Origin of the sequence: Rothia nasisuis, from assembly GCF_928381405.1 — a bacterium.
GTDB classification, from domain to species: Bacteria; Actinomycetota; Actinomycetes; order Actinomycetales; family Micrococcaceae; genus Rothia; species Rothia nasisuis.
The window spans coordinates 222,561-236,495 of sequence record NZ_CAKMSB010000001.1 but is presented as its reverse complement, the minus strand read 5'-3'; the positions used below and the strand labels follow the sequence as shown (position 1 = coordinate 236,495).

Sequence of the window (13,935 nt, the reverse complement as noted above, 5' to 3'; positions counted from 1 at the left end):
GTAGCGGGCAGACGGTGAGGTGGCAGGTACCTCACCTACTACACCGATGCCTCATTTAGCCGTGCAAGGGTGCGCCAGCCAGAGCCATCGCGGCCTCGCCCAGGGATTCGTTTTGGGTGGGGTGGGCGTGAATAAACTGGGCGACGTCTTCGGGGAAGGCTTCCCAGACAACCCACATCTGAGCCTCACCGATCTGCTCGCCCATGCGCTTGCCGACTGCGTGCACACCAATGATGGGGCCGTCCTTTTCGCGAACAACCTTGACCAGGCCGCCGGTGCCTAGGATGGAGGACTTACCATTGCCGGCCAGGTTGTACTCTGCAACCTCAACGTTTTCCTTGCCGAACTTCTCTTCAGCCTTGGGCTGTGAGTAGCCGATGGAAGCAATCTCGGGCTCGCAGAAAGTAACCTTGGGGATGTTGATGTCTTCTACAACCTGAGGTGAAAGACCGGCGATTTCTTCAGCCACAAAGCGGCCCTGCTGGTAGCCGCGGTGGGCTAGCTGAACACCGGGGACGATGTCGCCAATAGCGTAGATATTGCCCACCCCTGTGTGTAGGCGCTCGTTGGTGATAACGAAGCCACGGTCCATGGTCAGACCCTGCTCGTCGTAACCAAAGCCCTCGGTGTTGGGGCCGCGGCCTACAGCAACCAGCACGATGTCGGCTTCGAAGGCGGTGCCATCTTCAAGGGTGACCTTGGCTCCGTTGGCGTCCTGCTCTACGGTCTTAAAGAACTTACCCAGTGAGGACTTGATGCCGCGCTTCTTGAACTCGCGCTCGACCACCTTAATGATGGAGGGGTCTTCGTTGGGAACCAGGTGGGGTAGGCCCTCGATAATGGTGACCTCAACGCCCATGGAGTTCCACATGGAAGCGAACTCTGAGCCGATAACGCCGCCGCCGAGAACGATGGCGCTCTTGGGCAGGTAGTCCATTTCGAGTGCTTCTGTGGAGGTGAGCACACGGTCGCGAATCTCGATACCGAAGGTCTTGGAGACAGAACCTGATGCCAGGATGATGTGCTTGCCCCTGTACTCGGTGCCACCCACGGTGATGGTGTCCTTGCCGGTGAGCTTGCCTTCACCCTCAATGACGGTGACCTTCTTCATCTTGAGAAGACCGGTCAGGCCCTTGAACTTGCCGGCGACGATGCCGTCCTTGTAGTCGCGAACCTTAGCCATATCGATGGACTCAAGAGTAGTGTTTACGCCGTACTTAGAAGCGTGCTGAGCCTCAGAGGCGAGTTCTGCAGCGTGCAGGTAAGCCTTGGTGGGAATGCAACCGGTGTGCAGGCAGGTACCGCCCAGGTTGCTCTTTTCGATCAGACCTACGGTGAAGCCCAGCTGTACCGCGCGCAGAGCTGCGGAGTAACCGGCGCTACCGCCGCCGAGGATGAGGATATCGAATTCTGTTGTTGCCGAGTCGGCCACGTTGACGCTCCCTTGCATGGGTCGCGGAGGCCTAAGCCCCCTTATGTACTGTCGGTTTCTAGCTTATCGCTTGTTTGAGTCGACCTGCCACTTATGGCCTTTATTTTATGGTGTGAGGGAAATGATGACACCCCATGACCCACCGTTTTCAGGTCATGGGGTGTTGAGCTACCCAAGCTGGTTACTCCTCATAGCGGTGTTTAGGCGTAGGCCTCGATGAACTTGATGAGAGTGGTCACAGAGTGGCCGGTTCCTTCCTTGGGAGTGTAGCCGTAGGGGCTCTCCTCGTTAAAGGAGGGGCCAGCGAAGTCCAGGTGGGCCCAGGGAATTTTTGCGCCGTCCCTGTTCCCAACGAACTCTTCAAGGAAGAGACCTGCAACCAGCATGCCGCCGTAACGAGAGCCGATATTCTGCAGATCAGCGACGGGGGACTTAAGGGACTTACGTAGGTGCTCAGGCAGAGGCATTGGCCAGTAGTCCTCGCCAGCGGACTTGCTCGCTGCAAGAATCTGCTCACGAACGTCCTCGGTGCCCATGACGGCTGCGGTACGCACCCCGAGCGCAAGTAGCTGGGCACCGGTTAGGGTGGCGATATCGAGAAGGACGTCGGGTTCAGCTTCTGACGCCAGAGCCAGGCCATCAGCCATGACCAGGCGCCCCTCGGCATCGGTGTTCATGACCTCGACTGTGTGGCCGCTCCGCATAGTCAACACATCCTCGGGGCGAATCGAGTTACCGCCGGGCATGTTCTCGGCCAGACAGAGGTAGCCGCTGACCGCAACAGGGAGACGGAGTTCGGCGGCAGCCGCGACCACATTCAGCACGGTAGCAGCACCGGCCATGTCTGACTTCATGGTGGTCATAGAGGTGGCAGGTTTCAGAGAAATGCCTCCGGTGTCAAAAGTGATGCCCTTACCCACGATAGCTACGGTCTTGGTGGCATCGGCCGGGGTGTACTTGACCTCCACCAGGCGGGGCTTGCGCGCAGAACCCTGGCCTACACCGGCAATGCCACCGAAACCCTCGGCAACCAGCTGATCATAGTCCCAGACCTTCGCTACTACATCGTTGAGACTTTCGATGCGCTCTAAAGCTCGCTCTGCAAAAACCTCGGGATAGAGGTGGGAGGGAGGGGTATTGACCAGACGGCGGGTATGGTCAACTGCCTCCCCCAGAATCAGGGCGCGGGTCAGAGCATCCTCTGAGTCTGCGGCTGCCAGGTCGGTGACAATGGCGATCTCAGCTACCGGAGCCTTCACAGAGTCGGCAGTCTTGGCGCGCAGCTGGGGATCAGAGAAAGCCCCGAAGGCCGCGCCCTCGGCAAGAGCTGCAACCTGCTCTGCATTCTCTGCTCCCAGGGCTAGAGCCACACTCTGCACGCCAGCTAACTGACGAATCGCAGAACCTGCCGCGTAGCGCAGGGCTGCCAGCTGCTCGTCCTGGTCAGTTTTCTGAGACCCCAGGCCGATAAGAGCGATAACGCCAGCTCCCACCTCGTCAAAACCGGGAAGTCGGACCAGCTCGTCCACTCCACCGCTGATCCCCAGAGTCTCAAAAATTGCCTCAAGACTCTCAGCCGTCCTGTTCGTAAGGGGGTGAGAAGCTAAAATTGGTCCCTCAGCCGATGAGTGAACGCCAAGAACCAGAACATCTGTCTTGAGGCTTTCAAGGTCGGGGGCTACAACGGACAGTGACAGGTCATGTGATTCGCTCACTGAGTCTCCCTTTGCATAGAAATTTTTTTTTAGTGCTCTCTACACCCTGGAATACTGCGGGTAGAGACACACGCATACTCGCCTTTAAGAGTAGTCACGTATCTTCTTAAACTGTAACCTGTGCCATGGTGCCGCTCCTAAATCCCCGTAAAGCGAACAACTGAGGGCTTCTGAAGTTATGTTGTAGGGAATAGATGGACCACACAGGGCCGTTAACCCATCACATATAGAGGTGAGTAGCGAAATACTGGAGTACTATAGAGACTCAATTACACGGGATGCGACGGTAAGAACAAGGGGGCAGATACTCATGACACCAACAGAAAAGCTCTACATTGCACAGGCCGGGGTGTTCGAGAACGACCGCCTTAAGGGATTGCCCTTGGTTGTTGCGCTGTCGCACCCGCAAGATGCAGGCGGCACAGCTGGTCACCTGGGCGAAGTGTTGCTCCATGAGCTCGATAATGTTCCAGTTGTCGAGTTCGACTCGGATATGCTTCACGACTACCGCAACCGCCGCCCTCGAATTACCTTTAAAAAGGATCATTACGTAGACCCTGTACTCCCTGAGCTCAAGCTATACGCTGTGGAGGACCGCCTGGGCAAACCTTTCTTATTATTGACTGGCACCGAGCCTGACTTACTCTGGCAACGCTTCACCTCCGATGTTGTTGATATTGCTCAGAGGCTTGAGGTCTCGGTGGCCCTCTCCGTGACGGCCTTTCCTATGCCCGTGCCGCATACTCGGCCTTTGCCCGTGACCGCGCACGGGTCGCGCAAGGATTTGACCGTTGGCATCTCCGCCTACCAGCCTGAAGCTCTTGTGCCAGGTTCTGTTTCAAGTCTGCTTGAAGTAAGGCTGACGGAAGCTGGCATTGGGACTGCTGGCTTCTCAGTAAATGTGCCACAGTACCTGTCAGAGTCAGAGTTGCCCCAAACAGCACTGGTTGCCATGGAGCACCTATCGCTAGCTGCCAAGCTGAGTCTGCCCTCAGACCGCCTGAGGGAGCTCTCTGAAAACGTCCAGATTCAGATAGATGAGCAAGCACATGCTAACCCCGATATTTTACGGATGATTCAGCGGCTTGAGGAAAGCTACGATGCTAATGCGGCGCAGGGCTTCGGGGCGCTACCCCTCTCGGAGCGGGCCGCAGGCCAGGTGCCCAACCGTGATGAAATCGGCGCAGAGGTTGAGGCCTTTCTGGCTCAGCTCAACCGCAAAAGCAGGGGTGATGACGGTCAGTTAGGGCTCGAACGCTAGCCCGTTTGTCTGTGGATAAGTCACCCAAGTCATGTCATAAAACCGTCACGAGTGCACCATTTTTGGGTCTTATCGGAGGGCTGACACCCGGGCCGGTGCGAAAAACGGTGACAGGTAGTCTTCCACTTTATCCACAGCCTGCACCAGCTCTAGAAACTAGACCGGTAGCCGGGCAAGGTGAGAGACATGACATCTCTATCTCACAACCCAGAACATCGCACGACTGCCTCACTCACATCAGAACTAGATGTGATCGCTGCAGCCGTTCACATGCTTGGCTACTGGCCCCAAAATTCCATGGTTATTCTGACCGTGGACGGCAGGGGAGTAGGGCCTGTTCTCCGCGTAGATTTAGCTGATCCAGACGACATAGACCTGCATGAATATTTGGCTACATTTCTGCAAGCTATTCCGCAGGAATCACCGATGGGACTACCCATACAACGAGTCTTCGTACTTCTCTTTTCAGCTGAATCCGAGCCGCCTAACCCGTCAACCACGTCAGATACCGAGAGGGAAACCGCGCTAGACACCGAGCGCGCCTTTGTTGAAATCGCCCAGTCATACCTACATTCGCTTGTACGTGAAGTTGCTCATCAGGGGTTGGGGTTACTTGACCTCATCGCAGTGGGTCACCGTAAACTGTGGTGCTTGACTCCATCCGGGGAGGCCCTTGAATTTTCAGGGTACACCGCTCAGGTGCTTTCAAGCCCCGTCTATCTTCACCTCGTTGCCACCGGATCAGTAGTGGCTACAAGCTTCGATGACCATGCCGATGAGCAAGGTAGCCTCCTCCAAGACACGGTCGACGAGCAGAAACGCGATGCGTGGATACTGAGAGTTGAAACATCGGCCCGAACCATTCAGGAGGAAAAAGAGACCCTCAACCCCAACGAGTACTTTCAACTCGATGCTGAGCTGGCAGTGTGGAATATCATCCTCAACCGGGTAACTACCTACCTGGAGACAAGGAACTGTTCGCTAGCGGAAGTTGCCATCGGTGACCCCATTAGAGCTGAACTTGACCCAGAGCTTGCTGGCTACCTAGTGGCGTCACTGAATAGTACTGCCACCTTGAACCTGCTTGTCTACCTGGCAGAAACAACCTACCGCGATGCAGAGAAAGTATTGTGTGCCATTAACGCCAGTGGGTACGAGGTGCTCCAATCCGCCGGTCAGGTTCCTCAGCGAGTTCTGCCTTCAAGCTCAGCTCTGCAACAGATTGGCCTGGGCCACCTGGTAGAGCAGACCCAACCTCCGGTGTCCGAAAAGCAAGACTTTGACGGCGTAGGCGAGAGCTTCGCTCACTTACTCTGTGGAACCGGGTCTGAACCCCCTCATTGGCTCCGCCTTGAAGCTCTTGAATGTCTAGCCTGGGTACTTGAACCAGCTTCCACCGGCAAACCCGCAGCTCTGCTCTTGGCCATCCTTTCCTGGGCTAAGTGGCTTCGTGGTCGTTCCACCGAAGCACACTACCTCCTGGAACAGGCAGACCCACGGGTCTTCGAACGTAGCCCTATCATGCTCCACTCCCTGCTTGATAGCGGGTCTTTCCCTGCCTGGGTCAGCCAGCCAGGGGGCGTTCCTTCTTACACCGTGACTAAGAACAGCTCACCTATTCACCGAGCCTCTTAGCCTGAACGCCTAAAACATGTCATACTTGACTACTGACCCCGCTCAAGGTTTGGTTATCATCAAGATGAACACACCGGGAATAAACCTCTTAGGTATAGTTGTTTGCTACCTGAAAGGCCCGGTGCACTATCCATGATAAGACCAGCACACTTGACAGGGTCTTAGGTGTTTTGACCGCGAACACCGCAACACACTCGCTACGGTCAACTAGCTCAGAAAGGTTTTCTGTGTCACCAGCCGCACGCAAGAAAGCAACCAGCGAAACCGCTGCCACTAAAGCATCTGCCCAAAAGACCTCCATCCGCGCCAAGGCTAAGAAAGCTGACCAAGCAGCAGAGCCCGTAGAAGTAGACGACGAAGAAACCGTAGCCCCCCAGCAGGCAGCCAAGAAAACCGCGACGAAAAAAGCTGCGCCCAAGAAAACTCGTAAGGCTAAGAGCGCCGATGAAGATTTCGAAGACGACGACATCAGCCTCGACGATGAAGTCTTAGATGACGAAGACATCGAAGATCTCGATGAGGACGGCGACGAAACCGAGTCGGTGACGCAGGAGGAAAAAAAAGAAGCGGAAGCCGTAGCGGCTAAAGGCTCCGGCTTTGTGCTAACCAACAACGACGAGGACGACGCACCAGCCGTCCGCGTTGTGACCCCCGGTGCCACAGCTGACCCGGTCAAGGACTACCTCAAGCAGATCGGTAAAGTTGCCCTGCTGAATGCTGAGCAGGAAGTTGATTTGGCTATGCGTATCGAGGCTGGCCTCTACGCTGAGCACAAGCTCAAAGAAAATCCAGACATGGATCCCCAGCTCAAGAAAGAGCTACGCTGGGTGATTCACGACGGGCGCCGCGCGAAGAACCACCTGCTCGAAGCCAACCTCCGCCTCGTTGTATCACTGGCCAAACGCTACACCGGCCGCGGTATGCTCTTTCTTGACCTGATTCAGGAAGGCAACCTAGGCCTGATTCGTGCTGTTGAAAAGTTCGACTACTCCAAGGGCTTTAAGTTCTCCACCTACGCCACCTGGTGGATTCGCCAGGCCATTACACGAGCAATGGCTGACCAGGCCCGCACCATCCGCATTCCCGTCCACATGGTTGAAGTTATTAACAAGCTAGCTCGTGTACAGCGTCAGATGCTTCAAGACCTCGGCCGCGAACCCACCCCAGAAGAGCTGGCTAAAGAACTAGACATGACCCCTGAAAAGGTCATCGAGGTCCAAAAGTATGGTCGTGAACCCATCTCATTGCACACCCCCCTGGGTGAGGACGGTGACTCTGAGTTCGGCGATTTGATTGAGGACTCTGAGGCAGTCGTTCCTGCCGACGCAGTATCTTTCACTCTGCTTCAGGAGCAGTTACACTCGGTTCTCGATACCCTCTCGGAACGTGAAGCCGGTGTAGTTGCCATGCGCTTTGGTATGACCGATGGCCAGCCCAAGACCCTTGATGAAATCGGCAAGGTCTACGGTGTTACCCGTGAGCGTATCCGCCAGATTGAGTCCAAGACCATGTCTAAACTCCGTCACCCCTCCCGCTCCCAGGTTTTGCGGGACTACCTGGACTAGGCCCTGCTCACTAGAGCAGGTACCCATTTTGATAACACGATGCTCTCGAGCTGACACCAGCTTGGGAGCGTCGTGAGTATACAAAAGAATACTGACACAACAGGTAGCTAGGCGATAGCCAAGGTAACAATCTTCCACCGCTTCCTCTTCTTCTCTGCGCGAAGAGCGATAGCCCGAGTGCGAAAACCGTCTGTGACAAGTAAACTCATCTCATAAGCAGTTGGTGCAACCCTCTGCACAATGATGCGGCGAGGTCTAATCTGCCGAGGCTTTCGATGAGGATCAACTCGTGGGTAATGATAGTGATACTCCGCGATGGCAATTTGCGCTCGCTCAAGTTTCTGGCCAACTGCCCTCAGGCACCCGGGAGTCATCCATGCTGAGAGATGGTGTAGAGGGCGCCTACCCATAAACACCTCAATTGTAGCTACGCCGATTCTAACGCCCAGCTGTTCCACCGCGCGTTCCTCATGAGTTACACGGGAATGCATATGAATAGGAGTGGGGTGGTAGCTAGTGGCCTTCTGCGCTGCGACATATTGTGCATAGTCATCTGCGTTGACGATGATAAAGCGCTTACGGTTCCACTCTGGGTAAGAGGTTTTCATAATAGGCTCCTCGTGATCAAACAGTGGGGAGAAAAACAATCTGCCCCGGGAAAATGAGGGAATCTAGGCTGGGAATATCTGTACTGTTCAGTCCCTGAATAGTCATGACTAAGGTGAGAACTTCAGCTCCGCTGGCTTCAGGCGGCAACAGGTTCTCTGCAATAGACCAGAGAGAGTCGCCGGAACTAACGGTGTAGGTGGTCAGTGACTCCGAAGATTGAGATGGTGCAGTCGGAGTGTATTCTTCCCGTTGCCCTTGAGAGGGCGTTTCCGTCTGACCGGCAGAGGGTAAAGCACCGAAAAGCGGTGACAGTGGTTGATGAGAAACCTGGGAGACCGGCACGAGAAGGCGCTGGTCAACCGGTGTGGGCTGTAAGAAAAGAGGCGAGGGCTTTCTCGTCCTCTCATCAGATGAAGCCTCAGTGCTATCCATGTGGGTCTTCGAAAAGAAACCTGAAACCGGTAACTCTTCCTGAATCTCAGCAACAGGCAACTGGATAGGTACTTCACTGGCACCAGCAGCTGTTGGTGTCAGCGCCCCAAACCCTAAGGTTGCTGTAGCAAGAACTTTGACTGCCCTAGGGGCCCAAGAGGGTATAGACAAATGTGCTGCTCCACCTTGGTGGGTGGCTGTGCGAACTGCGAGGTGATACCACAGAAGAGCCAGTCCCCACCACAGCGTGATGGCTGCGCAGACAAGAGCGGCGCAGAGACACATAAACAGGTCAGCCCAAGCTGAAGCTGCAACAGGGGTGTTTGTCTGGGTGACTGCGTTCAAGAGCGGCAGGGCAAGAGCAGTAGCGAACCCCCACCCAACAGCCGAAAGGGCTGGGATCGAGTGCACCAGAACACTTCTTCTCATCCTAAGCTTCATCGCTTCACCTCAAATCATGTCATTTGATGTAGTTTGATGATGTATGCATGATTTTACAGTCTAAAGAAGCTCTTGTGTGATGTTTGACTAAAAATATTTATATTTTTCTTAGTTCGCTCAGCACGCTATTCTCAGTACATGAAAACTTTGGACTTGCTGTTTAGAGATTACGAAGTTCAGATCGAGGCCCTGCGTCAGCGCGACTACGAGGCGAGTTCACAGGAGCAACGTCTGCTTGAGCAGTCAAGAATTGTCGTAGCTGACAGGCTCTCGGCCCAGCTGGGTGCTTATCTTGCCGTGCATAGCGTGACTGGTGGGGTGTGGAGGGGCACGCTGGCCAACCTGGGGCTAGGGTGGTTACAACTCGATACAGATTCGGGAGAGCTACTTATACCCCTGCACCAGGTTGTGTGGTGGGAAGGTGGCAGCTACCGTGCTGCCCAAGATGCAGGCTCAGTAGCCCGTAAACTTTCTTTCGGTGCTGCTTTGCGTGCTGTAGCGGCAGGGTTGAGGGACGTTCAAATTCTTCATATCGGCGCTGATGGTGTGATGAGCGAGGGGCGAATCTGCGGAGTCGGCGCTGACTACTGTGAGCTTAAAGTTGCAGGTTCAACTACACCGCAGGGGGCAGGCCGTGTGCGCTCACTACCTTTTACGGCTATTGCTGCAGTTCGGGTACTAGGGGGAGTGCGCGAGAGGGCCACACCGCATCATCCAAAGAGTCAGAGTCGTTAGGCCTTAACCTGCTCGGATTTGATCACTTCTTGAGTGATGGCATACCGCTCAGCGATGTACTCTTCGAGCATAGCTTTCTCGACACGCCACTGATTGCGCCCGCCAATCTGTATAGCCTTCAGTTCGCCTGAGCGTACTAGGGCTCGGGTTTGGCTGGGTGAAATGTTGAGAATTTCACCCACATCGGTCAGGGTGAGGAACCGTTGTTCTACCATACTGCTAGACCTTGCCTTCTTTGGGGGATTATATGGGGGATATCTGTACCCTTTGGTACAGTTTAGAGCATTTTGAGCTACTTTGGTAAAAAAATCAAGGGCTGTGGATAACTTCTGTCTTAGATACGTAACTTGATGAAAAGTCATCGCCTCAACTTTGAAAAATGCGTTTGATTAGGGAGACTACTGTCAAAGACAGTTTCTGCTGACTCACTGAGGTGTCACTATGGTTCAAGAACAGGTAGCTCCCCGCTTTAAGAAGCCAGGTCTTCGCGATCCCAAGCTTCTCGCTGGCGTCCTCATCATCATCTTTTCCCTGCTGGGTGTAATTGGCCTGATCCGAGTGACCAATCAAACCGAGCCATACTACGTAGCCAGCCGCGATATACAGCTGGGTGAAAAAGTAACCACCGACAACGTCCAGGTTGTAGAAGTTAAGCTAGGCGACTCTGCCAACCAGTACATATCGGTAGACCAAGGTCTTGCGGAAGGCAGTGTGGCAGCACGGCCTATGGTTGCCGGTGAAATTATTGCGTCCCAAGCGCTTACCACTGACACTGGTGATGGTAGACGGTTAGTGACTCTACTTCTTGATCACTATGCCGTGTCGGCTTTTGAGGCAGGAGACCGTGTCGATATATGGGTATCCCGCAAGGCTGAAGTCGCAAATACCTACCAGGACCCTGAAGTTATCGCTGAGGGCGCTGAGATTCATTCTGTGACTGCGCAAGAGTCAATTATCGGAGGAACGGGCATGTCGGCCGTTGAACTCTGGGTAGCTCCTGAGGCCATGCCGGCCGTACTAGGTGCAGCTAACAATGGTTCTGTGATGAACCTGGTTCCCTCAAGCCATTCAGAAGGAGCCAGATAATGCAGATACCCATCATCGTTGTGGGTGACTCCGGTGGCCGCTTTATCACGGCCATTGAGTCACAACGCGGGCCGGTGAGCGTTGTACGGCATGTAGACGACCTTGGTGAAATGCTTGGGGTTGCACAGAGCGGGCTGGCACGCGCCGTATTGGTGGTTACCCAGCGAGAAGACCTCACTCATTCACTGATTAATGCCTTGCATCAGCTCGATATCGCAGTTTGTGTAGTTGCAGATCAAGGAGAGGATCTTTCACTTACCGGAGTGAGCACCATTGATTCACTGGCTGATACGCGTCAGCTTGTTGAAGCTATTGAACAGGCAGTGCACAACCCGGCGCCGAGACATCCCCACTCGGCGTTAGAGAATAACTCAAGCCCTACTACACAACCACAGCAATCTGTTGAACAGGGTTCCACTGGGTCTGATTACACCAGGAAAGGTACCGATAGCGAAGAACCAGACTCTCATGCTAATCTCAACAGAACCTCTGACCACACAAGTCAGCCAGAAAGATTAGGGAGCATCGTCGCTGTCTGGGGTCCGCTCGGTTCACCCGGACGCACCACCTGTGCAGTGAATCTGGCAGGTGCATACGCGGAGTCTGGCTACCAGGTTTGTCTGCTTGATGCAGATACCTACGGCTCTTCTGTCAGTGCTGTACTGGGGCTAACCGATGACTACTCCAGCCTGGCCCAGCTCTGCCATCACGCTGACCGAGGGGAAATTACCCCACAGACACTAGCTGACCTTACCCATACAGTCCGCCATAAGAGCAACTACTTCGATGTCATCACTGGTATCAACAGACCAGATCGCTGGGCGGAAATTCGCTCACTGGCACTCACCAGTATTCTGGCAACCCTGCGTGAAAACTACGACCTCATCGTGATCGACACCTCTTTCAACCTTGAAGATGACGAGACCCTTAGCTTTGATGGAGCGGCTCCCCAACGTAACGACGCAACGCTAACCAGCCTACGCGAGGCCGACCACATTGTACTCGTCGGTCTTGCAGATGTTGTAGGGGTGCCGCGTCTCATCAAGGCCTATGACCAACTTACTCACAGCCTTCAAACAAAAGCTGACTTTTCGCCCACGATAGTACTCAATAGGGTGCGTTCCGAGGCAGTCGGGCCTTCCCCCCAGTTAGCTCTCGAGCACTCCTGGCAACGATTTGGTCCGTCGAAACCCATCAGCCACTATCTGCCTGAAGATAGTCCGAGTAGCGACAAAGCCCGACTCAACGGTAAAACTATACTGGAAACATCCCCTGAGAGTGCGCTAGCTGAAGGCCTCACTCAGCTAAGCCAAACAGTCGAAGCAGCTCTCTCACTTCAAGGCCCTGATAACCAGGGCCAGGGCAGCTCACGTCTGCCTGCCGTGGTAGAAAAGAAGAAAGCATCGAAACGTTTCTTACGCCGCCGAGCGAAAGTCTAAAGATAAATCAAGGGAAGAGAGAGCAGGCTGGTGTCACTGATCGAAAACCTCAATCGCCTGGGGGTACACGGGCCAGGAGATATTGAATGGCTCCATCTGCTCACCAACGAATGGCAAATCATTGCAGATACCGGTTACTGCGATTTGCTTCTTTGGGTACCTAACAGCGGTACCATTGAGGGATACTTCTCACTTTCTCAGGCGCTACCGCCCACTGCGGGTTTCGTCAGTATCGCTCAGATTAGGCCTTCGACTACCCATACGGTCTTCCATACAGACTGGGTGGGTAAGGAACTTAACCCACAGCTCTGCGAACGAGCAATCGCTAGCTGGAACAGCCAAACCCCTAAAAGCCTTGTTGATGAACAAAACCTGACAGACATCGTCCTAGACACTGAATTTATCCCTCTCAGCCGCAACGACCGGCCGGTTGCTCTTCTAAGTGTGCATCGCGAAAGCATCGGAACCCGCAAACGTCAAAAGGCTGAGCGCGTGTACAGGGACGTCTCTCACCATCTATTGCAGATGGCTTCTCGCGGTGCCTGGCCCGAGTTTTCAGCTCCGGTGGGCACTGCCCACGGTAACCCCCGCGTGAGCGATGGGCTCTTGATGCTCGATACTGACGGGCGTGTCACCTACGCCTCTCCCAATGCCCTATCGATTTACAAACGCATTAACTACTCGGACGATATGATTGGGCTGAGCTTGCTCGATATAACCCGAGGTTTGCTCCCGGCGGGGGAGAAGGCTGATGAGACTCTTCCGTTGGTGCTGACCGGGCGCATGCCCTGGCGCGCCGAAATTAGAGCTGCCCACAAAAACATTACTTTCCGTTCTATACCCCTCCGCCACTTCTCGCGTCTGGGTGAAGAACGCTATGGGGCTGTTTTACTGTGCCGTGACGTGACTGAACTGCGCCGTCGCGAGCAGGAGATGATGTCTAAAGACGCAACGATTCGAGAAATCCATCATCGCGTCAAAAACAATCTGCAGACTGTGTCTGCCTTGCTGCGCTTACAGGCCCGCCGCATGACCACGCCGGAGGCCAAAGAGGGTATGGAGCAGGCCATGCGTCGCGTAGCAACTATCGCCTTGGTGCACGAAGCACTCTCACAGGGGCTCACCCAGGATGTTGACTTTGATGATCTGGTGGGCCGTCAGTTTCATTTAGTGGCAGAGCTGGCCTCTCCGGGGCAGCACGTTGACACGAGGGTGGAGGGCTCCTTCGGGAGACTTCCCAGCCAAATTGCAACACCACTGGCTCTGGTCATCAATGAGGTAGTTGCCAACGCTGTTGAGCACGGGCTGGCAGGCGAAACCGGTACCGTCACACTCAGTTGCTCTCACCACTACACTGAAAAACAGGAACACAGCATGGAAGTAACCATCACTGACAGTGGTGAGGGGATAAGTGCCGACAGAATCCGTGACCTTGAAAGCGGGAGAGGCTCTACCGGTCTGGGAACACAAATCATTAGAACCCTTGTAGCCAGTGAATTAAACGGAAGAATTCACTGGTCACTTGCTGATGGTGGCGGTACCCGGGTGACCATTCAGGTGGCTATTCTCTAATGAATAGAAAGAT

At 54.5% G+C, this 13,935-nt stretch carries 12 protein-coding genes; 7 read left to right on the top strand and 5 right to left on the bottom strand.

Going from position 1 to position 13,935, the window contains the following annotated elements; translation table 11 throughout:
- Window positions 1-55 precede the first annotated feature (55 nt).
- Window positions 56-1,450: a dihydrolipoyl dehydrogenase gene (gene lpdA / locus L6966_RS01010; protein ID WP_237223749.1), complete on the bottom strand. Its 1,395-nt coding sequence runs from the start codon at window positions 1,448-1,450 to the stop codon at window positions 56-58.
- 182 nt (window positions 1,451-1,632) lie between these two features.
- A complete protein-coding gene (locus L6966_RS01005; protein ID WP_237232712.1) occupies window positions 1,633-3,147 on the bottom strand; it encodes a leucyl aminopeptidase in 1,515 nt (504 codons plus the stop codon).
- A 310-nt stretch (window positions 3,148-3,457) separates the two neighbouring features.
- Between L6966_RS01005 and L6966_RS01000 the strand changes: the two genes are divergently transcribed.
- From L6966_RS01000 to L6966_RS00990, 3 genes are all read left to right on the top strand, one after another.
- Window positions 3,458-4,408, top strand: coding sequence for a proteasome assembly chaperone family protein (locus L6966_RS01000; RefSeq protein WP_237232711.1), 951 nt, complete (start codon window positions 3,458-3,460; stop codon window positions 4,406-4,408).
- A 186-nt stretch (window positions 4,409-4,594) separates the two neighbouring features.
- The gene (locus tag L6966_RS00995; RefSeq protein WP_237232710.1) at window positions 4,595-6,043 is read left to right on the top strand and encodes a DUF4192 family protein; all 1,449 of its coding nucleotides are present in this window, start codon (window positions 4,595-4,597) and stop codon (window positions 6,041-6,043) included.
- Between the two features lie 170 nt (window positions 6,044-6,213).
- A complete protein-coding gene (locus L6966_RS00990) occupies window positions 6,214-7,608 on the top strand; it encodes an RNA polymerase sigma factor (protein ID WP_272878775.1) in 1,395 nt (464 codons plus the stop codon).
- A 107-nt stretch (window positions 7,609-7,715) separates the two neighbouring features.
- Here the strand turns inward: L6966_RS00990 and L6966_RS00985 are convergent, their stop codons facing one another.
- Window positions 7,716-8,216: an Rv3235 family protein gene (locus tag L6966_RS00985; protein ID WP_083091726.1), complete on the bottom strand. Its 501-nt coding sequence runs from the start codon at window positions 8,214-8,216 to the stop codon at window positions 7,716-7,718.
- 16 nt (window positions 8,217-8,232) lie between these two features.
- The gene (locus L6966_RS00980; protein ID WP_180377837.1) at window positions 8,233-8,820 is read right to left on the bottom strand and encodes a LysM peptidoglycan-binding domain-containing protein; all 588 of its coding nucleotides are present in this window, start codon (window positions 8,818-8,820) and stop codon (window positions 8,233-8,235) included.
- Window positions 8,821-9,243: 423 nt separating this feature from the next.
- Here L6966_RS00980 and L6966_RS00975 point away from each other — a divergent pair, with 423 nt between their 5' ends.
- Complete coding sequence (locus L6966_RS00975) at window positions 9,244-9,825, top strand: hypothetical protein (RefSeq protein WP_237232708.1); 582 nt, start codon at window positions 9,244-9,246, stop codon at window positions 9,823-9,825.
- Here L6966_RS00975 and L6966_RS00970 read toward each other — a convergent pair.
- Window positions 9,822-10,040: a helix-turn-helix domain-containing protein gene (locus L6966_RS00970; RefSeq protein WP_083091723.1), complete on the bottom strand. Its 219-nt coding sequence runs from the start codon at window positions 10,038-10,040 to the stop codon at window positions 9,822-9,824. The genes L6966_RS00975 and L6966_RS00970 overlap by 4 nt on opposite strands.
- 226 nt (window positions 10,041-10,266) lie before the next feature.
- On the opposite strand from L6966_RS00970, the gene L6966_RS00965 reads away from it, so the two are divergent.
- From L6966_RS00965 to L6966_RS00955, 3 genes are read left to right on the top strand one after another with little or no spacing between them, the layout of a single operon-like run.
- Window positions 10,267-10,911: an SAF domain-containing protein gene (locus tag L6966_RS00965; protein ID WP_237223753.1), complete on the top strand. Its 645-nt coding sequence runs from the start codon at window positions 10,267-10,269 to the stop codon at window positions 10,909-10,911.
- Window positions 10,911-12,350, top strand: coding sequence for a CpaE/TadZ family protein (locus tag L6966_RS00960; RefSeq protein WP_237232707.1), 1,440 nt, complete (start codon window positions 10,911-10,913; stop codon window positions 12,348-12,350). Before L6966_RS00965 ends, L6966_RS00960 begins: the two co-directional genes overlap by 1 nt.
- A gap of 30 nt (window positions 12,351-12,380) precedes the next feature.
- Window positions 12,381-13,922 carry a sensor histidine kinase gene (locus L6966_RS00955; protein ID WP_237232706.1) on the top strand — a complete coding sequence of 514 codons (1,542 nt, stop codon included), beginning with the start codon at window positions 12,381-12,383 and terminating at the stop codon, window positions 13,920-13,922.
- Window positions 13,923-13,935 lie beyond the last annotated feature (13 nt).

Coding starts and splice junctions, on each gene's coding strand:
- L6966_RS00965 (WP_237223753.1), top strand. CDS start 10,267: ATGGTTCAAGAACAGGTAGCTCCCCGCTTTAAGAAGCCAGGTCTTCGC.
- lpdA (WP_237223749.1), bottom strand. CDS start 1,450: ATGCAAGGGAGCGTCAACGTGGCCGACTCGGCAACAACAGAATTCGAT.
- L6966_RS01000 (WP_237232711.1), top strand. CDS start 3,458: ATGACACCAACAGAAAAGCTCTACATTGCACAGGCCGGGGTGTTCGAG.
- L6966_RS00995 (WP_237232710.1), top strand. CDS start 4,595: ATGACATCTCTATCTCACAACCCAGAACATCGCACGACTGCCTCACTC.
- L6966_RS00970 (WP_083091723.1), bottom strand. CDS start 10,040: ATGGTAGAACAACGGTTCCTCACCCTGACCGATGTGGGTGAAATTCTC.
- L6966_RS00985 (WP_083091726.1), bottom strand. CDS start 8,216: ATGAAAACCTCTTACCCAGAGTGGAACCGTAAGCGCTTTATCATCGTC.
- L6966_RS00960 (WP_237232707.1), top strand. CDS start 10,911: ATGCAGATACCCATCATCGTTGTGGGTGACTCCGGTGGCCGCTTTATC.